Here is a 17,349-nt window from a genome sequence, read left to right on the forward strand (position 1 = left end):
GTTCGAGATTTTGACCGGCAACCTGGGCGAGGTCAGCTTCATCTCGGGCCGGCTGGGCCGCATCAACTTTCGCTCCAACGTCGACGCCTGGCGGTGGAACATGCTCGTCCCGCAGATGCTGGATCCGCTCGCGGCCTGGACGCTGGAGGCGGCCGCGGTGGCGACGGGATCAACGGAGCCCTTCCGGCTCGGCTGGACGCCACCCCGTTGGGAGATGCTCAACCCTGCGGAGGAGATCGCCGCGGCGAAGGATGCGATCCGCTCCGGCCTCAGTTGGCTCAGCGAGGAGCAGCGCGTCGCCGGCTACGACCCCGAAGACGTGCGCGCCGGCATCATCGAGGACCTGGCCTGGCTCGACGCCAACGAGGTCACGCTCGACGTCGACCCACGGCGCGTCACCAACCGCGGCGTTGCGCAGAAGAACGCCGACCCGAACGCGCCGGATCCGGCCGACACCCGCAGATAGGGATATCTCATGACCACGAAGCCCGGGGCCGCCGCGCAGACGCGCAGCGAGCGCTCTGACACGCGCTCGCTCGTGCTCAATGGCGAGCTGCTGATCTACGGCGTGATCGACCCGTACCTGTGGGACGAGTTCGACACTTCGGTGCGCGCCATCGACGTCATGGCGTCGCTCGCCGAGCTCTCGGCCGAGGACACCATCAATGTCCGGATCAATTCGCCCGGCGGCTCGGTCATCGAGGGGCTGGCGATCTACAACGCGCTGACGGCATGGGGAAAACCGATCCGGGTCCAGGTCGACGCCATGGCCGCGTCCATCGCCTCGATCATCGCCATGGCCGGGGACGAAATCATCATGGCGGAGAACGCCACCTTGATGATCCACGATCCGTGGGCGGTGGCCGTCGGCGGCGCCGAAGACTTCCGCGCCATGGCAAACGAGATCGATCGCCAGAAGGCGATCCTCATCAACATCTACGCCGCGAAGACCGGCCTCAAGGTCGAGGAGATCGGCGCTCTCATGTCCGCCGAGACCTACATGTCCGCCGGCGATGCGGTGGAGCGCGGCTTCGCGACCGCCGTCGCCGAGGCCATGCGCACGGCCGCGTGCGCCCGACTCTCGAACGATCAACTGGCGCGCCTGCTGGTGGCGCCGATCAAGCTTCGGGCGGAGCGCCCGAGTCCCGCGGCGCCCGCCGCACAACCCCAGGAGACCACAATGGTCGATCCCGTACCGGGCGGCGGAACTCCGGCTGCTGCTCCCCCTGTTCCTCCGGCACCGGCGCCCGTGCCCGTCGACACCGCAGCTGTGCGTGCCGAGGCCGTCCGCCTCGAGCGCGAGCGCACCACCGGCATCCTGGCGCAGGCGCGCTCGGCCCGCATTCCTGCCGACGATCCGTTCGTCGTCAACTTGCTCAGCGGCGATCGCGCTCTCGTCGATGCCCGCACGGACATCATGGACGAGTGGTCGCGCCGGCAGGAGGCGCGGCCCGACAACCCGCCCGGTGACCCGCGGCCGTCCGGCATCGTTGTGAACGCTGATGGCGTCGACCGCTGGGTGCAGGGTGCAGAGCGCGGGCTGATGATCCGCGCCGGCCTGGTGAAGCCGGAGGATGCCGACCGCGGCAACGAGTTTGTCGGCCTGACGCTGGCGGAGCTCGCGCGCTCGGCGCTCACAATGCGCGGCGTACGCAACGGTCACCGCGACCGCATGAGTATGGTCGGCCTCGCCTTCACCACCATGAACGCCGGGCCCGGCTACCACTCGTCGAGCGATTTCGGCAACATCATCCAGAACGTCGCCTACCGCGCCATGATGCGCGGCTACGAGGAGGTCGACGAGAGCTTCCCGCTCTGGACCGGCAAGGGCACGGCCTCCGATTTCCGGCCGATCGCGCGCGTCGACCTCGGCTTGTTCCCGGCGCTCGACAAGGTCGAGGAGGGGGCCGAGTACAAATATGGCACCATTGCGGATACTGGCACGACGGTGCAGATCGCGACCTATGGCAAGGTCTTCGCCATCACGCGGCAGGCCATCATCAACGATGACCTGGGCTTCTTCGACCGGGTGCCTCGGCGCATGGGCCGCGCGGCGAAGCGCACGATCGGCAACCTGGTCTACGCCATCATCAATGGCAACCCGACCATGCAGGACGGGACGGCGTTGTTCCACGCCAACCACGGCAACCTCGCCGGTTCCGGTGCGGCGATCTCGGTCACGTCGGTGGGCGCTGCCGAGGCGGCCATGGGGGTGCAGAAGGACGAGGCCGGCATCGGGACGTCGGCCGGCGTGGTGCCGAAGTTCATGCTGGTGCCGATCACCCTGAAGATGGCCGCCAATACCATCATGACGGCGGCCAACACGCCCGGCGACGGGGCCCAGATCGCCAACCCCGTCCGCGGGCTGGCGACGGTCGTGGCGGATTCTCGGCTGACCGGCACCGCCTGGTACATGGCGGCCGATCCGGCGCAGACCGACACGATCGAGGTGACCTATCTCGACGGGGTGGAGGAGCCGTTCATGGACCAGCGCGAAGGCTGGAGCGTCGACGGCACCGAGTTCAAGGTCCGCATGGATGCCGGCGTGAAGGCCCTGCACTGGCGCGGCCTCTACAAGAACGCCGGAGCGTAAGCGCTCGCCGACCACTTCGGGGCGGCCGCGCGCCGCCCTGATCCTCCCCATCTTCGATCTGGAGAACTGAGATGAAGAACTTCATCCAGCCGGGCGACACGTTGACCGTGCCCGCCCCGAGCGGCGGCGTCGACAGCGGCGACGTGGTGATCATCGGCTCGCTCATCGGCGTGGCCGGTTCGACGGCGGCCGTCGGCGTGCCCGTGGCCGTCAAGACCAAGGGCGTGTTCGAGTTGCCCAAGGTCAGTGCGCAGGCCTGGACGATCGGTGCGCCGATTTACTGGGACGGCACCGCCGGCAATGCCACGACGGTGACGACCAGCAACACGTTGATCGGCTACGCCACCGAGGCGGCGGCGAATCCGTCCTCGGTCGGCCGCGTCCGCATCGGCTGACACTGCGATGGCCGTCGACTTCGACGCCCTGGTGCTGGGGCCGTGCATGGACGCCTTCGCCGTGCCGGCCCTGCTGCTTCCGGTGGTCTCGGCGCCAGGCGCGCCGGCCATCCCTATTCGCGGCGTATTCACGCTGACGCCCCAGGACATTCTCGACGAGCGCGACGGAAGCCAGCGCGCTGACGACTACACCTTCGGTGTCCGCGCGTCGGAGTTTCCGCTGCCGGCTGTCACGCGCGGCGACCAGGTCAGCAACATCGGCCTGCCGTCGCTGGCTGGCCGGACCTTCGTCATCGACGACACCGGCGACGATGACGGCTATGGGCACCAGCTGTGGGTCATCAAGGAGACCAACGGCCTGGCGCCCGAGGACGACCTGTGACGCCCGAGGCGATTGCCATCCGCGACAGCGCAGCGGACCTGCTGCGACCGTCGGAGCTCTTCAAGACCGTCACACTCATTCCCCATGACGCCGAGCCCGACGAGCTTTCCCTGTTGAGCGTCCTAGCCTGGCGCGACCAGTTGCAGGCCGACGGCGATCCAAACACCGGCCCGCCGCACTTCAAGCACGAGCTGACCCTCGCCATCCAGGTGAAGGTGATGGCGAACAGCCGCGAGGCCCTCGACGCCAAGCTGACGCGCCGGACGCAGCTGGTCCTGAATACGCTGCTGCGCTCGCCGGGTTGGCTGGCGCAGCTCGAGGGGGTCGGCGCCGCGGCCATCAGCGTCGACTATTCGCGCAACGGCGAGACCTGGTTCGGCTCGGCCACGATCGAACTGCAGGTGCTCTACCGCAGCTGGTGGGAGCCGGAGGTGCTCGACGACTACAAGCGCACGCGGATGACCACGCGGCCCTATGGCCACGATGAGGGCACGCCCGGGATCACCAGCGTGATCGACGCGGCGGACGACGACGAACCCTGATCCAGGAGATCATGATGAACACGGACATGTTCGTCGCCGTCGAGGCGACGGAGGAGCGCTATCGCGCGCTCACGCACCAGCCGACCGGCATCCCCTTCGACGAGAGCGGCCGCAGCCGGTGGCCGGCCGATGCCTTCACCTTCCGCCTGCGTAACGAGGGCTCGATCCGGATCCTCGACGGCGCGGCGGACAAGCCTGCCGTTGCGACCACCTCGCCGGCGCCCAAGACCAAGGAGGGCTAAAGCCGTGGTCGACTTCAACCAGATCAACCCCACCTACAAGCTGCCGGGCACTTCGGCCGAGGTCGACCCCAGCCAGGCCGGCACGCCGGTCTCCGACAAGTGGGGCCTTATCGCGGGCTTCAAGACGGCGGCCGGCAGCGCTCCGGCCGATCTGCCGATCGCCGTCGGGACGCAGGCGGACGCCGACGCCTTCTTCGGCGCCGGCAGCATGCTGGCGCGCATGTTCACGGTGTGGTTCGCGGTCAACCGCACGTCGCCGCTGGTGGCGATCCCGATCGCCGAGCCCGGCGCCGGCGTCGCTGCGACGGGCACCATCACGGTGTCCAACGCGGCCAGTGCGGCGGGTACGCTCTACCTCTACATCGCCGGCCAGCGTGTCTCCGTCGGCATCTCGGCCAGCGACACCACCGCCCAGGTGGCGACCAAGATCGCGGCGGCCATCAATGCGGTGACGGCCTTGCCGGTGACCGCGGCCGCGGCGACCAACGTCGTGACGCTGACCTGCCGCTGGAAGGGGCTGATCGGCAACGACATCAGCATGGGCGACAGCTATCGCGGCTTCTACGGCGGCGAGTTCCGCCCGGCCGGTCTGGCGCTGACCTATTCCGGGTCCGGCTTCCTGGCCTCAGGCACCGGCGTGCCTGACTGGCCCAACGCCATCGCCAGCCTCGGCGACGACCCCTACCGCTTCGTCGCCCTGCCGACCAACGACAGCGGATCGTTCACGGTCTGGGACACGGAGTATGGCTTCACCGACTCCGGCCGCTGGGGGTGGATGCGCCAGAGCTATGGCCAGATCTTCTCGGCCAAGCGCGACACCTACAGCAACCTGTTCGTCTACGGGCCGACGAACAACTCGCCCGTCATCCATCCGATGGCGGTCGAGGTGGGTTCGCCGACGCCGATCTGGGAATGGACGGCCGCTTATGCGGCGCGGGCCGCACAGGCCTTCACCATCGATCCGGCGGCGCCTCTCCAGACGCTCACGCTCGCGGGCTGCCTGCCGGCTCCGAAGGGACAGCGGTTCAGCAAGACCCAGCTGAACGCCCTGGCGGGTGTCGGCCTGTCGATCCAGGGCACGGACGTCGACGGTCCGACCGGCGGCGTGCCGCAGATCCTGCGGGAGCAGTCGAGCTATCAGAAGAACAGCTACGGCGTGGCCGACAACGCCTTCCAGGTCGCCACCACCCTGGCGACGCTCGACGTGATCCTGACGCGCCTGCGTCAGTCGGCCACCAACAAGTATCCGCGGCACAAGCTCGCCGACAACGGCACCCGCTTCGGCCCCGGCAAGAAGATCGTCACGCCGGCGATCATCAAAGGCGAGCTCATCGCCGAGTACAGCGCCATGGAATACGACGGCCTGGTCGAGAACATCCAGGCGTTCAAGAAGGCGCTGGTGGTCGAGCGCTCCACGGTCGACCCCAACACGGTCGAATGCCTGTATCCGCCGGACCTCATCAACCAGCTGCGCCGCTTCAACGTGCGGGCGCAGTTCCGCCTCCAGTTCCCGGCCGCGGCCTGATCTCCGCGTAGCCTCCACCATCAGGAGATCTGACCATGTCGAACCGCTTCGCCGGGGTGGCCAACGTGACCGTCGACGGGGACCCGATCGCCGTCCGCGGCAATCTCACCGTCCATGCAGCCAAGCGTGTGCGCACCGGTATCGCCGGCCAGGACGGCGTCCACGGCTTCAGCGAGATGCCGCAGGTTCCCGCCATCGAGATGGACGTGTCCACGCTTGAGGGCTTCTCGGCCGAAGCGATCGACGTGCTCGAGGACGGCACCATCATCGCCGAGGCGGCCAACGGCACCGTCTGGACGCTGCGCGACGCCTGGAAGGCCGGCACCACCGAGATCAACACGGCGGAGGGCATGGTGCGCATCCGCTTCGAGGGCATGGACATTCAGGAGTTCACGATTTGAGCGACGATCAGGACCTGGCCACGGCGGCGCCGGCCGACGACATCGAGTGGCCGTTCACCCACACCTTCGCCAAGCCGGCGGACGTGCTCGGCCAGACCTACGAGTCCATCACGCTGCGCGAGCCGACGGCGAACGACTTCCTGAAGTTCGGTGTGCTCGACGGCGACGTGAACGGCGAACGCGTCATCGAGTTGATTGCGCACCTGACCAACAAGCCCGCCACGGTCATCAAGGCCATGCCCGGCCTGGAGATCCTCAAGCTGTCGGGGCGGCTCTCGCGTTTTTTCGGCAAGGCGGGGCGGTAGAGCGCGCGGTCGATGAGCTGATTCAGCTCGCGCTCACCCTCAACTTCTGGCCCTTCTCGACGCCGGCCGACCAGATGCCGGCGCAGCTGCGGCGCGCCATCATCATGCGGGTGATCGACGTCATTCCCGCGCCGCCGCCGAACGACGTGGACGCCAATGGCCAATGATCTCCGCATTCCTATCCGGGTCGACTACGACCCGGCGGGCCTCAAGAAGCTGCGCGCCGACCTTCAGGGCGTGACGAAGGTCGGCGGTGCCGGCGGCCTGAAGGAGCTCAATACGCAATGGCAGGGCGTCCAGAAGACGATCGGCGGCGTGACGCGCGAGATCCGCACCGGCATCGCGCCGGCGCTGAACACCCTGGGGCTCGGCTTCGTCGGGCTGGGCTTCGGCGGTGCCGCCATCGCCGGCGTGGCATCGGCCTTCAAGGGCTTTGCCTCGTCGACCCGCGAGATGTCGCAGCTGGGCCGGGAGATCGGTCTGACCACGGACCGCCTGCGCGCCTGGTCGGCGCTCGGCGAGAAGGTCGGCGTGACGTCCGACCAGATGAAGAACAGCCTGCGCTCGTTCTACGACACGATGGGCGGCATCAAGGAGCGCTGGTCGGACGCCTATTCCACGCTGCGCGCCATGAACCTCGGCAGCCTGGTCGAGGACCTGATCAAGGCGCCGACCATGGACGAGGCGCTGACGCGCGTATTCGAGGCGCTGGGCAACATCCCCGATTCGCGCAAGCGCCGACGCGTCCTTCAGCTGCTCGGCCTGCCCGAGGACTTCTCGGCGATCGCGCGCGAGCTACACGGCCAGGTTCGGCGAACCGTGGACGATATCGAGACCGACCTCGGCCGCACGAGCAAGCAGACCGAGGCGGCCGCCCAGACCTTCGAGGACAACTGGGCCAAGATGGGGCGCTCTGTCGAGCGCTTCCGCAATGAGGCCTTTGGCCCGCTGCTGCCCGAGGTAAGCCGCGCCCTGGACGCGCTGAACAAGCTCGGCAAGGGCGAGTGGGGCGGTGCCCTCAAGGCACTCGACGACATCAAGGTCGGGACCGGCTCTGACCCGCTGGGCGTCTTCAGCGCGAGGAAGGCGCCGGGCACCATCGAAGAGCAGCTAAAGCGCGCGGAGGCGCAGCGCGACGCGTTGCAGACCGTTCTCCCTGGCATGGAAGGCCGCGGCGGCGGGCAGGACGCGCGGCGGCGCCTCGACAAGCTGAATGAGGAGATCAAGCGCCTGACCGACGAGCTCGCCCGGGTGCGCGAGCAGGGCGCCACGATCCAGAAGCAATCGTGGGGCGGAGGCGGTGTCGGCGGCGGCGCAGCAACGATCCAGACGGCCGCCTTTGGCGGCTTTGGGGGCTTCGGCGGTATCGGCGTCTCGCCTTTCGGCCGTGGCGGTGGCGGTGGATGGAGCGGCGGCGCCGACGATGGCGATGCCGCGCCGCGCCGCGGTGGCGGCCGAGGTGCGCGCCGCGCCGATGCCGGCGAAGGCGGCGGCCCGACGTCGGCCAAGCGGCCAAACGTTCGCTATGGGCGGCGGGAGCGCCAGGGCGCTACGGCACCCCTCCCGGCGCCTCGGCCGCGGTCCCCTGTTCAGGAGATGAACGAGAACGCGCCGTTGCCGCCGCCCCGGACAGTCGGAAGCCTCGACGAGTTTCGCCGGCATCGTAGGGCGGCGATGGGGAGACCAGATGGCGGCGAGGTCGGCGAGGACGGCATGCCCGCCGGAGCTCATACAGCGCTGAAGGACCTAATCGCCAAACGCGAGGTCGGCACAACCGGCCCGGGTGGCTACAACACCGTCTATGCGCGCGGTCGATTTCTTCAGCCTCCGCGCCCGATCACGGACATGACCATCGCGGAGATCTTGGCCTTCCAGCGGCAGGGGAAGGCCATCGCGGGATCCCCTGCCTATCCGGTGGGGCGCGGTCAGTTTGTCGCGAAGACTCTTCGAGCGGTCGCGCTACAAAACGGCCTCGATCTAAATACGACGAAGCTGACCCCCGAGCTGCAAGAGAGGTTCATGAACCAACTCATCGCCGGGCGCGGCCGAAGTGTCGGTGGGCTCCGCGGTGAGTGGGAAGGGCTGGTCGGCGTAAATGGTCAGACGATCCTCAACGCCTATGATGACCACGTTCGATCACGTGCCCGCAGCCCGGGTGAGAAGCCGGCGGCAGCGGCGAAGCCAGCGCAGGGGTTCGATGATCGTCTGACACGCCGGCCCGCCCCGGAAGACTATTCGGCCCCCTGGGACAGGCGATATCGCATCGGCGACGCAATGATGATGCGGGCCGCCGCCGCCCGCGGAGGCATTGCTCAAGCGCCAGGGGCGAAACTGGAAGCCGCGGGGACGGTCAACGTTCACCTAAGCGGCGGCCTAGAGAAGCTACCAGCGCGCGTTTCCATGGAAGGCCTGTTCAAGGACGCCCGCATCAATCGGGGCAAGCAGATGCAGCCTGGAGAAGAGATCTAAGGGCAACCAGCTCGACACGAAAACCGATCTACTGACAGTTCAGGCACGTCTTCTCCTACGGTGCCAACCTCAACCAACGTATTGTTCTTTCGCCACCAGAACGTACAGCGGGCCAGCCCGGTGCCGGAGCAAGACTTAGTCTCTGGAAAAGCGTCACACACATCCTCACGGCCGATGGTGCATTTCAGTTCACCATCGGCGGGAGCGGCTGGCTGCCACCCTAGAGCCAGCAAGCTGGCCCTAGCCTCGGAGTAGGGTGTCTCGCGGGCTAGTGTCGGCAGCTTGTCCGCTGCGCCAGCCATCACTGGCGCGAGGCATGCCAACGCGCTGACCACCAAGACCACCGAATGCTTCATCGAACCCATCGCCTCCCCAAGGAGCTGCTGAATATGGCGTCTGCGTCGGAACGCGTCGAGGGGATCGGCCCGCATGACCTGGCGTGACCGCCTCCGGCCGGCGTCGTTCCGCGGCGTGCCGTTCAAGGTCGACGTGGCCAGCAAGGCCGGCGGCCGGCGGGGCTTCAACTTCGAGTACCCCAAGCGCGACACGCCGTCCGACGAGGACATGGGCCGCCGCGCGCGCCGCTACGCGTTCTCGGGTTGGGTGATCGGTCCGAACTACCAGATCGATGCCGACGCGCTCGAGGTGGCGCTGAACGCCGAGGGGCCGGGCCGCCTGGTCCATCCGGACTTCGCCGAGGACATGGTCCGCTGCGAGGTCTACACGCGCGCCCAGCGGCGCACCGAAGGCGGCATGGCCTTCTTCGACTTCACCTTCGTCGAAGCCGGAACCTCGCCGGCGCAGCTGGTGACCGAGGCCACGCAACCGGCGGCGAAGAAGGCGGCCGCCGCAACGTCCGATGCTGCCGCCAAGCAGCTCGACGACGAGATCGTCTCGACCTAAGCCCCATGACAAATTCCGATCTTCAGGAGGCCGCCGCCGTGTTGCGGCACCTGCTCGATGTCTTGTCGGCGGCTGTCCCGGACGCCACTACGGACGCGGCGGCCGATTTCCGCCGCGCCACGGGCCAGCTGAGCGCCAATGCCGAGGCGCGCCTGCGCGCCGGCACGGTGGGCGGCGAGATGCAGAGCGTGTTCAGCCTGCTTGTCGTGGCGGGGACGTCCTATGACGCCATGGCGCGCGCCTGGAAGACGGCTCTGCTCGAGGAGCCGACGGGAAGGGCCGCCGTTGCGCTCGTGAACTTCTTCGTCGTGTTCGCTCTTGCTGCCACGGCGGGGGTGATCGCCGGCGCGCCGCTCGCCACCCGGAGCGACGCAGACCGGTATCTTGCCGGCATGGCCGATGCCTTCGATGTGGTGGAGGACTATGCCGCTGGCCGGCAGGACAGCAGCAGCTACCGGGCGCTGACCACGCTGCGCGCAACCGTCGTGCGGGACCTGACGGATCGCGGGCGCCAGCTGCCACGTCTCGTCCCCTACAGCATCGGCCAGCCCCTGCCGGCACTGTGGCTGGCGAACCGCCTCTATGGCGACGGCAGCCGGGCCGAGGAGCTGGTGCAGCAGAACCGCGCCATCCATCCGCTGTTCATGCCGATGTCGGGCGTAGGGTTGTCGCAGTAGATGCCCAGCGTCGCCGAACTCTGCGAGGTCCGGACCGAAGCCGGCATCTTCCGCGACTGGACCAGCGTGCTGATCCAGCAGTCCTACGAGAGCCACTTCGCGCGCCAGTGCAGACTGCAGCTCGCCGAGCCGACAGCGTCGGGAAAAGGGGGCGCGAGCGTCGCACGCGTGTTCCGGCTCAAGCCCGGTGACCGCACCGACATCGCGCTCGCGGGCAAGCTGATCATCCAGGAGGGGCGCGTGAAAGCGCGCCAGGCTTCCTACGACGCCACCCGGCACGGCGTGCAGGTCGACATCCTGTCGAAGGCCGGGACGATCACCGACGTCTCTGTCGACGCCGGCGGCGGCCAGTACCGCAACTACAGCTACGAGGCGATCGCCTCGTCGATCCTGAAGCCGTTCGGGCTCAAGTTCCGCCTGGAGAACCCGCCTGACGGGGCGCAGGAGAGGTTCCCGAACGTCATCGTGCAGCACGGCGAGACGCCCTTCGAGCTGCTCGCGCGCCTGGCGCGGCAGCGCGGTCTCTGGCTGAAGTCCGAAGCCGACGGCACCATCGTCGGCGGCGTACCCGACAAGGGCAGCGGCTTCACCTTCGAAGAGGGCCGCAACATCCTCGCCGCCTCCTGCTACATCGAAAAGCCCGAGGTCACGTCGGTTATCGCCAAGTCGCAGCAGCCGGGTTCCGACAGCTTGTTCGGCAAGGAGGCGGCGCAGGTCTCGGCCCGGGCCAAGATGGCCGACGGCGACGGCCAGACCCGGACCGTGCTGGCGGAGGAGCCGCTGTCACAGCGCGGCGCGCAGCTACGGGCGAACATGGAAGCGTCGGCGCTGATCGCCGCCAACCTGCGCGTCTCGCTGACCTATCAGGGCTGGCTGCGGCCGGACAACGGCCAGCTTTGGGAGCTCGGCGAGGAGATCACGGTCAAGTCGCCCATGCTGTTCCCGACCGACGAGGGGCAGGCGACGCTGCGGGTCTGGGCGGTGGCCTATTCCCAGGAGACCAACGCCGGATCGCAGACCACGCTCGATCTGGTGAACGAGAAGGCCTTCAGCCTGATGGGCGGCGACGCCTCGCGCCCCGGGCCGTTCGCGCCGTCGGCCACGCCTGCCCAGCCGGAGACCCTCACATGAGCACCTTGCGTTCCGGGCCAGCCGACATGAGCCGGCGCGCCTTTCTCGGGCTGATGCGCGGCACGGTTATCGCGGCCGACGACGCCAAGAAGCTCCAGGAGCTGACGGTCAAGACGCACTACGGCGACCAGTGGAGCGGGGTCGAGAACGCGACGCTCACCTATGGCTTTCACGCCGTCCCGCTGCCGCCCAAGGACGGTCAGCACGCCGAAGTCATCGTCGGCGCGATGGGCGGGTCCAGCTCGCACCCGGTCGTGCTCGGCATGATCGACCGTCGGCACCGGCCGAAGGACTGGCAGCCGGGCGAGGTCGGTCTGCACGACGACCAGGGCCAGCAGGTGCGCATCACCCGCGACGGCGTCGTGATCACGGCGCCCGAGGGCAAGACCATCAAGCAGGTGATCGGCGGCGTGACGTTCACGCTGAGCAAGGACGGGCTCGACGTCACCGGCGGCCGTATCACCCATGACGGCAAGCACATCGACGGCACGCACACCCACACGAACGTCCAGCCGGGCGCCGGCAACACGGGCGAGCCGAACTGATGCCCCACCAGGTCATCACCGACCCGGGCATGACGCTGGACTGGTTGATGGCGCCGGTCGACGAGAGCGGCGACGGCGAGCTCGCCGACGCGGTCGTCGTCGCCCTCGGTACCGATGCGCTTGCCGGGCCGGACGACGCCCTGCCGGACCCGAACAACGACGATCGCCGCGGCTGGTGGGGCGACCTGGACGCTGAGCTGCTCTATGGCGGCTGGCCCATCGGCTCGCGCATCTGGCTGATGGCACGCGAGAAGATCACCGGGCCGGAGGCGCGCCAGGGCAGCACGATCGGCAAGGCCGAGGACATCGTGCGCGACGCCTTGCAGCCCTTCATCGATCGTCGCATCGCCACGCACATGTCGGTCTCGGCCGTGCGCAGCGGCCTCGAGCAGATCGACGTCGACGTCACGCTCTTCCGCGGCGCCAAGCCGGTGGTGAGCCTCCGCTACGCCGTGCTCTGGTCCAAGATCAGGAACTGACGCCGCATGCCCTTCGATATCCCGAGCCTGCCGGATCTCCGCCGGCTGGATCGCGACGCCATTGCCGGCAGGCTGCCGGGTGCCGAGGCGGCCCCGCCGAACTCGCGCCTGCGCGTGATGTCCGACCGGAACGCGGCCGCCGCCTATCTGAACCTGCTCTATCTCAAATGGCTGTCGCTCCAGGTCCTGCCCGACACCGCCGAGACGGAATGGCTCGACCGACACGGGCGGATCTGGGTTGGCGGGCGCAAGACGCCGACCTATGCCGGCGGCGTCGTCACCATGTCGGGTCTGGAGGGGATCGTCGTCGCCGAGGGCACGCGGCTGAGCGGATCGTCGATCGAGTTCGAGGTGCTCGACGGCATCACGATCGGCGAGGGGCCCACAAACGCGAACGTGCGGGCGCTGACGCCGGGATCGATCGGCAATCTGGAAGCTGGCTCGACGCTGTCGCTGTCGGCAGCGCTCCGGGGCGTCGACGGCCAGGCGACGGTCGTCACCCTCAGCGGCGGCACGGATGCCGAAAGCGACGATGATCTGCGCACGCGCGTCCTGCTGCGGATCCAGCAGCCGCCGATGGGCGGAGCGGCGCACGACTATGTCCGCTGGGCGCTCGACGTGCCGGGCGTGACGCGCGCCTGGTGCTCGCCGCTCGAGATGGGCATGGGCACGGTGACGGTTCGCTTCATGATGGACGAGCTGCGCGCGAGCGCCGACCCAATGCTGGACGGCTTCCCCACGCCGGATGACGTCGCCTATGTGCACGAGCAGATGGACCTACGCCGGCCGGTGGCGGTGAAGGACTTCTTCGTCGAGGCGCCGATCCCGGAGCCGGTCGACTTCCAGCTGGCGAGCTTGGAAGACGACAGCGCGGCCACCCGGGCGGCGATCCGGAGCAGCGTGGCCGCGCTCCTGAAGGAGAGGGCCCGGCCGGCCTACAGTCTCAACGGCGTGCGCCAGGAAGCCCAGACGATCTATGAGGAGTGGGTGTCGAAGGCCATCCTGGACACCCCCGACGTCGACAACTTCGACCTCGTGATGGTCGACCACGTGATGCCCAGCAGCGGCCACATGGCCGTGCCGGGCACGATCACCTGGCCGGCATAGGCGCAGCCCCATGCCCTGGATCACCGCCTCCGGCGAGCTCTATGCCTCGTCGGTGCAGCTGACGGCCGACTTTGTCGATCGGGACGACGGCACGCGCTTCGCCCGCCGCGACGGTGCGGACTACGCCGAGGCGCTGGCAAACCTGCTGCCGCAGGGCGTGGCCTGGTCGCGCGATCCCGACTCCGTGCTGATGCAGCTCATCGCCGGGCTGGCGCAGACCTGGGGCCTGGTCGACGATCGGGCCGCCGACCTGCTCCAGGTCGAGGCTGACCCGCGCACGACGCTGGAGCTGCTCGACGATTGGGAGCGAGCCTACGGGTTGCCGGATCCGTGCCTCGCCGAGCCGCAGGGCGTGGCCGATCGCCAGCAGGCGCTGGTCACGCACATGACGTTCGTCGGCCGCCAGGACCGCGGCTTCTTCGTGGGGCTCGCCGCGTCGCTCGGCTACGCGATCGAGATCAAGGAATACAGCCCCTTCATGTGCGGCATCAGCCGGGTCGGCGACACACGCCCGACCGGTACCGACGGTGAGCAGTTCCGCTGGGAGATCGGGCCGCCGGAGATGCGCTTCTTCTGGACCGTGAGGGTAGGGGCGACGCGCCTCACCTGGTTCCGCGTCGGCGGCGGCGGCGGGCATGTCGGCATCGATCCGCACCTGCGTATCGCCTTGGCGACGGACCTGGAATGCATGCTCCGGCGCTGGAAGCCGGCTCAGACGGACCTCGTGTTCGATTACAGCGGCCTCGGGCCGCCGGACCCAATGGCAGGGACTCCATGAAGTATCAGCAGCCCTATGGTGTCAGCGATCCAAATGCCAGCTACGTCAACGGCAACCCGGCGGCGGGCACGGCCGGGTCCATCCCGCCGGCCGCGGCCATCGAGCATGCCCAGCGAGAGCTCGTTCATTTCATCCAGTGGGTTTTGACGGACCCAGCGGACCGCGGCGCCCTCAACAACGGCATCCCGTTCAAGATCGGCACCACGATTCCGTCGGCGGGCGACCTCCAGCAGCTCCGCAAGGCGCTGACGCTGATGTTCCCGTCGCTGCTGCCGCTCAACGCCGAGGTGTTCGTCCGGCCGGGCGGCAACAATGACAACGACGGGCAGAGCAACGACGATGCCCACGCCTTCGCCGACATGGTCGGCGTCATCAACTACGCCCAGCGCTTCACCGGCGCGAACAGGTTGAAGGTCACCGTGGCCCCGGGTACCTATCCCTCCTGGCGCGTCGACAACCTGCCGGTCGGCCTCGACATCGTCGGCGACACCAGCACCGATAACGTCGTGTTCGACACCTCGAGTGTCGGCGTCAACCGCGGCTGCATCGAGGTGCTGCGCGGCTCGGATATCTCGCTGACCAAGATCGCCTACGGCAGCACCTCGCCGGGCAGCTACGGCCTGGTGGCGGCTAACGCCTCGCGCGTGCTGACCAACGGCCTGTGGCTGCGCGGTGCGCCGCGCGCCGACATCATCGCGCAGAGCAATTCGGCGATCACGCTCGGCGGTGCGATCAGCGTCGCCGCCGGCACCCGCGAGGCGGTCGTATCCGCCGACAACTCCGGCATCGTCATCGCCCGGGTCGACATCGTGCCGACGTTCAGCTTTCCGGCGACCATCAACGTCACCAGCGGCTTCGTGACGGCCTTCATCGCGGCGATCGTGCGCCTGGCCGGCGCCAGCTTCACCAGCCCCAGCAACGTGGCCGGCCGGCGCTATCTGGCGGCCGAGGGCGGCATCGTGTCGAGCGGGGGAGGCGGGGCAACCTTCTACCCCGGCAGCACCGCCGGCGACGCCTCTACCGGCACCTATTACTGACGCCAGCCGAAGTCATCCACCACCAACCACACGCTCCAGAGGGCGCGCGTCGGCGCGCGCATGCGCATGGCTGATCTCCCGAAGATCGACGTCGGGTTCTTCCCAAACGACCTATCCGGCGACGACATCCGCAAATCGTTCCAGAAGACGAACGCGGTGGTCGACAGGGTCAACCAGCTCGATCCCAAGGTCGCCGCGCTGGAAGTGGGGGCAGTCGTATCAGGCGAGGCCATCGAAGCGGTCGACCAGAAGGCCCAGCTCGCATTCGACACCGCGACCTCGGCGGCCGCCGGCAACGGTGTCATCTGCAACACGCTCGATGAGCTGGAAGAGAACACCACGGCCCTTATCGGGCAGGTGATCGCCGATCCAGTGGGGACGAACAACGGCACCTATGCCCGCACCACTCCGGACAACCCCGCGACACCATGGATCCAGGTCAGCACCGCCACCGTGACCGCCCTGGACGCGCGCCTATCCCCCATGGAGATCCTCGTCGATGGCGCAAAGGTGCCTGTCGTGTCGGGGGACGTCGTTTCGGAAGGAGGGCCGCTGCTCGACATCGTCAACAAGTTCGGCTTCGTGCTGGCGAGCCTGCTGCAGCGTGGCTTCGACGGCCAGGCGGTGCGCTGGAACTTCGGCATCGGCGACGACGGGACCATCTGGATCACCGACCCGAATGGGTTCAGCCCCTTCTACATCACCGCGGGCGGCGATGTGCAGGTCGCCTTCCGCCTGGCGCTGGAACGCCGGCTCGCCGACCTCGAGGCGCTCATCGTGCCGCCGACGCCGCCGGATGTGACGCCGCTCTATGGCCACGAGCTGTTCGCCGTCTCAGGCGAGATCATCCCGCTCCAGATCCGGTCCATGCTGAAGGGCCGGCGCGATGCGGCAACGGCGCTGGTCACCTTCTCGACCCGGCCGGATCAGCCGCTGGCCGGCTGGTGGCGGACGTCGAGCGCCCAGATCCTGATCGACGCCGACATGCTGCTGGCGACCACGGCGCAGATCACCGTGCGGCGGTTCGACGCCATCCCCTTCTACCAGGTGCCGCTGACCGTCAGCCGCAAGGTGGTGCCGGTGAGCGGCGCGCCGGCGCCGAAGGTGCTGCTCCTCGCCGACTCGATCGGCAACCGGGCGCTCGGCAAGTTCGTGGCGGACCGGCTGACGGCCTGGGGGTTCAACCCGACCTTCGTGGGCACGTTCAAGGGGACGGCCTCGGGAGACAATCTGGCCGAGACCGGCCCGTTCGGCGAATGCCGGGAGGGCTGGGCCTTCGACGACTTCACCGGCCGGTCCATGGATGCGGACGTCGCCAGCATCCTGGCGGCCGGGTCGGAGGCGGCCTATGCGGCCATGACCAAGGATCAGAAGCGGCAGATCAACCCCTATCTGCGCCTCGCTACCGGCGATGACGATCCGGCCAAGATCGTGACCATCGGCGGCATCCAATACGTCTTCGACTTCGGCTTCTTCATCTCCCGCTTTGCCGGGGTCGCCGACCCCAAGATCCACGTCGAGAACCCGACGGTCATCTATATCCAGCTCGGCATGAACGACATCCTCGAGAGCACCTCGACGGCCGAGCTGCTGACGCGGGTGGAGTACGGCCTCGCCGTGATGCTCGACAGCATCCGCGCCACGCTGCCGACCGTGCCGATCGGCGTCGGCTTCACCGGCGTGCCGCGGGTGACGCTCGATGATGCCCGCTGGAGCGACCTTCACATGCCGCTTACCCAGGCGCTCATCCGCATCGTCGAGGCGCGGCAGGCGAGCGACGCCAACCTGCACCTGGTCTCGGTCTGGGCGCACATGTCCCAGGACGTCGGCTACCTCAC

General features: G+C 68.3%; 19 protein-coding genes and 1 pseudogene. 19 read left to right on the plus strand and 1 reads right to left on the minus strand.

Annotated elements, in window-relative coordinates:
• The 9 genes and pseudogenes from IEW34_RS30245 to IEW34_RS14345 all read left to right on the plus strand — a co-directional run.
• Window positions 1-466 (plus strand): annotated as a pseudogene (locus tag IEW34_RS30245) (hypothetical protein); the annotation flags it as partial.
• A gap of 9 nt (window positions 467-475) precedes the next feature.
• Window positions 476-2,593, plus strand: a complete 2,118-nt coding sequence (locus IEW34_RS14310; protein WP_188609893.1) for a ClpP-like prohead protease/major capsid protein fusion protein — start codon at window positions 476-478, stop codon at window positions 2,591-2,593.
• Between the two features lie 71 nt (window positions 2,594-2,664).
• Entirely contained in the window at window positions 2,665-2,988 is a 324-nt protein-coding gene (locus IEW34_RS14315; protein WP_188609894.1) for a DUF2190 family protein, read from the plus strand.
• Between the two features lie 7 nt (window positions 2,989-2,995).
• Window positions 2,996-3,370 (plus strand): head-tail joining protein, encoded by a 375-nt coding sequence (locus tag IEW34_RS14320; RefSeq protein ID WP_188609895.1) that lies wholly within the window; start codon window positions 2,996-2,998, stop codon window positions 3,368-3,370.
• Entirely contained in the window at window positions 3,367-3,912 is a 546-nt protein-coding gene (locus IEW34_RS14325) for a hypothetical protein (protein WP_188609896.1), read from the plus strand. Before IEW34_RS14320 ends, IEW34_RS14325 begins: the two co-directional genes overlap by 4 nt.
• A 14-nt stretch (window positions 3,913-3,926) precedes the next feature.
• Window positions 3,927-4,154, plus strand: coding sequence for a hypothetical protein (locus IEW34_RS14330; RefSeq protein WP_188609897.1), 228 nt, complete (start codon window positions 3,927-3,929; stop codon window positions 4,152-4,154).
• Window positions 4,155-4,158: 4 nt separating this feature from the next.
• Window positions 4,159-5,679 carry a phage tail sheath C-terminal domain-containing protein gene (locus tag IEW34_RS14335; RefSeq protein ID WP_188609898.1) on the plus strand — a complete coding sequence of 507 codons (1,521 nt, stop codon included), beginning with the start codon at window positions 4,159-4,161 and terminating at the stop codon, window positions 5,677-5,679.
• Between the two features lie 35 nt (window positions 5,680-5,714).
• On the plus strand, window positions 5,715-6,080 hold the full coding sequence (locus IEW34_RS14340) for a phage tail tube protein (RefSeq protein ID WP_188609899.1): 366 nt from the start codon (window positions 5,715-5,717) through the stop codon (window positions 6,078-6,080).
• On the plus strand, window positions 6,077-6,385 hold the full coding sequence (locus IEW34_RS14345) for a phage tail assembly protein (protein ID WP_188609900.1): 309 nt from the start codon (window positions 6,077-6,079) through the stop codon (window positions 6,383-6,385). The genes IEW34_RS14340 and IEW34_RS14345 overlap by 4 nt, the downstream gene beginning before the upstream one ends.
• Window positions 6,386-6,615: 230 nt before the next feature.
• Here the strand turns inward: IEW34_RS14345 and IEW34_RS14350 are convergent, their stop codons facing one another.
• Window positions 6,616-6,813, minus strand: a complete 198-nt coding sequence (locus IEW34_RS14350; protein ID WP_188609901.1) for a hypothetical protein — start codon at window positions 6,811-6,813, stop codon at window positions 6,616-6,618.
• Between IEW34_RS14350 and IEW34_RS14355 the strand changes: the two genes are divergently transcribed.
• From IEW34_RS14355 to IEW34_RS14400, 10 genes are all read left to right on the plus strand, one after another.
• The gene (locus IEW34_RS14355) at window positions 6,797-8,854 is read left to right on the plus strand and encodes a hypothetical protein (protein ID WP_188609902.1); all 2,058 of its coding nucleotides are present in this window, start codon (window positions 6,797-6,799) and stop codon (window positions 8,852-8,854) included. The two genes, IEW34_RS14350 and IEW34_RS14355, sit on opposite strands and share 17 nt — an antisense overlap.
• Before the next feature lie 429 nt (window positions 8,855-9,283).
• Window positions 9,284-9,757 carry a DNA circularization N-terminal domain-containing protein gene (locus IEW34_RS14360; protein WP_188609903.1) on the plus strand — a complete coding sequence of 158 codons (474 nt, stop codon included), beginning with the start codon at window positions 9,284-9,286 and terminating at the stop codon, window positions 9,755-9,757.
• Window positions 9,758-9,762: 5 nt separating this feature from the next.
• Window positions 9,763-10,434, plus strand: coding sequence for a hypothetical protein (locus IEW34_RS14365; RefSeq protein WP_188609904.1), 672 nt, complete (start codon window positions 9,763-9,765; stop codon window positions 10,432-10,434).
• Window positions 10,435-11,565: a hypothetical protein gene (locus IEW34_RS14370; RefSeq protein WP_188609905.1), complete on the plus strand. Its 1,131-nt coding sequence runs from the start codon at window positions 10,435-10,437 to the stop codon at window positions 11,563-11,565. It abuts the gene before it with no gap.
• Window positions 11,562-12,110, plus strand: a complete 549-nt coding sequence (locus tag IEW34_RS14375) for a phage baseplate assembly protein domain-containing protein (RefSeq protein ID WP_188609906.1) — start codon at window positions 11,562-11,564, stop codon at window positions 12,108-12,110. The genes IEW34_RS14370 and IEW34_RS14375 overlap by 4 nt, the downstream gene beginning before the upstream one ends.
• Window positions 12,110-12,589 carry a phage GP46 family protein gene (locus IEW34_RS14380; protein WP_188609907.1) on the plus strand — a complete coding sequence of 160 codons (480 nt, stop codon included), beginning with the start codon at window positions 12,110-12,112 and terminating at the stop codon, window positions 12,587-12,589. Before IEW34_RS14375 ends, IEW34_RS14380 begins: the two co-directional genes overlap by 1 nt.
• A 6-nt stretch (window positions 12,590-12,595) precedes the next feature.
• Complete coding sequence (locus IEW34_RS14385) at window positions 12,596-13,696, plus strand: baseplate J/gp47 family protein (protein ID WP_188609908.1); 1,101 nt, start codon at window positions 12,596-12,598, stop codon at window positions 13,694-13,696.
• Window positions 13,697-13,706: 10 nt separating this feature from the next.
• The gene (locus tag IEW34_RS14390) at window positions 13,707-14,474 is read left to right on the plus strand and encodes a YmfQ family protein (RefSeq protein WP_188609909.1); all 768 of its coding nucleotides are present in this window, start codon (window positions 13,707-13,709) and stop codon (window positions 14,472-14,474) included.
• A complete protein-coding gene (locus IEW34_RS14395; protein ID WP_188609910.1) occupies window positions 14,471-15,511 on the plus strand; it encodes a hypothetical protein in 1,041 nt (346 codons plus the stop codon). Before IEW34_RS14390 ends, IEW34_RS14395 begins: the two co-directional genes overlap by 4 nt.
• Before the next feature lie 66 nt (window positions 15,512-15,577).
• Window positions 15,578-17,349 (plus strand): SGNH/GDSL hydrolase family protein (locus tag IEW34_RS14400; RefSeq protein WP_194446520.1); only part of this gene is annotated, 1,772 nt, incomplete at its 3' end.

The sequence above is a fragment of the Chelatococcus reniformis genome (genome assembly GCF_014640075.1).
Lineage (GTDB): Bacteria > Pseudomonadota > Alphaproteobacteria > Rhizobiales > Beijerinckiaceae > Camelimonas > Camelimonas reniformis.

Excerpts from the sequence above, each read along its gene's own strand:
- IEW34_RS14310 (WP_188609893.1), top strand. The coding sequence starts at position 476 with ATGACCACGAAGCCCGGGGCCGCCGCGCAGACGCGCAGCGAGCGCTCT.
- IEW34_RS14315 (WP_188609894.1), top strand. The coding sequence starts at position 2,665 with ATGAAGAACTTCATCCAGCCGGGCGACACGTTGACCGTGCCCGCCCCG.
- IEW34_RS14320 (WP_188609895.1), top strand. The coding sequence starts at position 2,996 with ATGGCCGTCGACTTCGACGCCCTGGTGCTGGGGCCGTGCATGGACGCC.
- IEW34_RS14330 (WP_188609897.1), top strand. The coding sequence starts at position 3,927 with ATGAACACGGACATGTTCGTCGCCGTCGAGGCGACGGAGGAGCGCTAT.
- IEW34_RS14340 (WP_188609899.1), top strand. The coding sequence starts at position 5,715 with ATGTCGAACCGCTTCGCCGGGGTGGCCAACGTGACCGTCGACGGGGAC.
- IEW34_RS14360 (WP_188609903.1), top strand. The coding sequence starts at position 9,284 with ATGACCTGGCGTGACCGCCTCCGGCCGGCGTCGTTCCGCGGCGTGCCG.
- IEW34_RS14365 (WP_188609904.1), top strand. The coding sequence starts at position 9,763 with ATGACAAATTCCGATCTTCAGGAGGCCGCCGCCGTGTTGCGGCACCTG.
- IEW34_RS14370 (WP_188609905.1), top strand. The coding sequence starts at position 10,435 with ATGCCCAGCGTCGCCGAACTCTGCGAGGTCCGGACCGAAGCCGGCATC.
- IEW34_RS14375 (WP_188609906.1), top strand. The coding sequence starts at position 11,562 with ATGAGCACCTTGCGTTCCGGGCCAGCCGACATGAGCCGGCGCGCCTTT.
- IEW34_RS14380 (WP_188609907.1), top strand. The coding sequence starts at position 12,110 with ATGCCCCACCAGGTCATCACCGACCCGGGCATGACGCTGGACTGGTTG.
- IEW34_RS14385 (WP_188609908.1), top strand. The coding sequence starts at position 12,596 with ATGCCCTTCGATATCCCGAGCCTGCCGGATCTCCGCCGGCTGGATCGC.
- IEW34_RS14390 (WP_188609909.1), top strand. The coding sequence starts at position 13,707 with ATGCCCTGGATCACCGCCTCCGGCGAGCTCTATGCCTCGTCGGTGCAG.
- IEW34_RS14395 (WP_188609910.1), top strand. The coding sequence starts at position 14,471 with ATGAAGTATCAGCAGCCCTATGGTGTCAGCGATCCAAATGCCAGCTAC.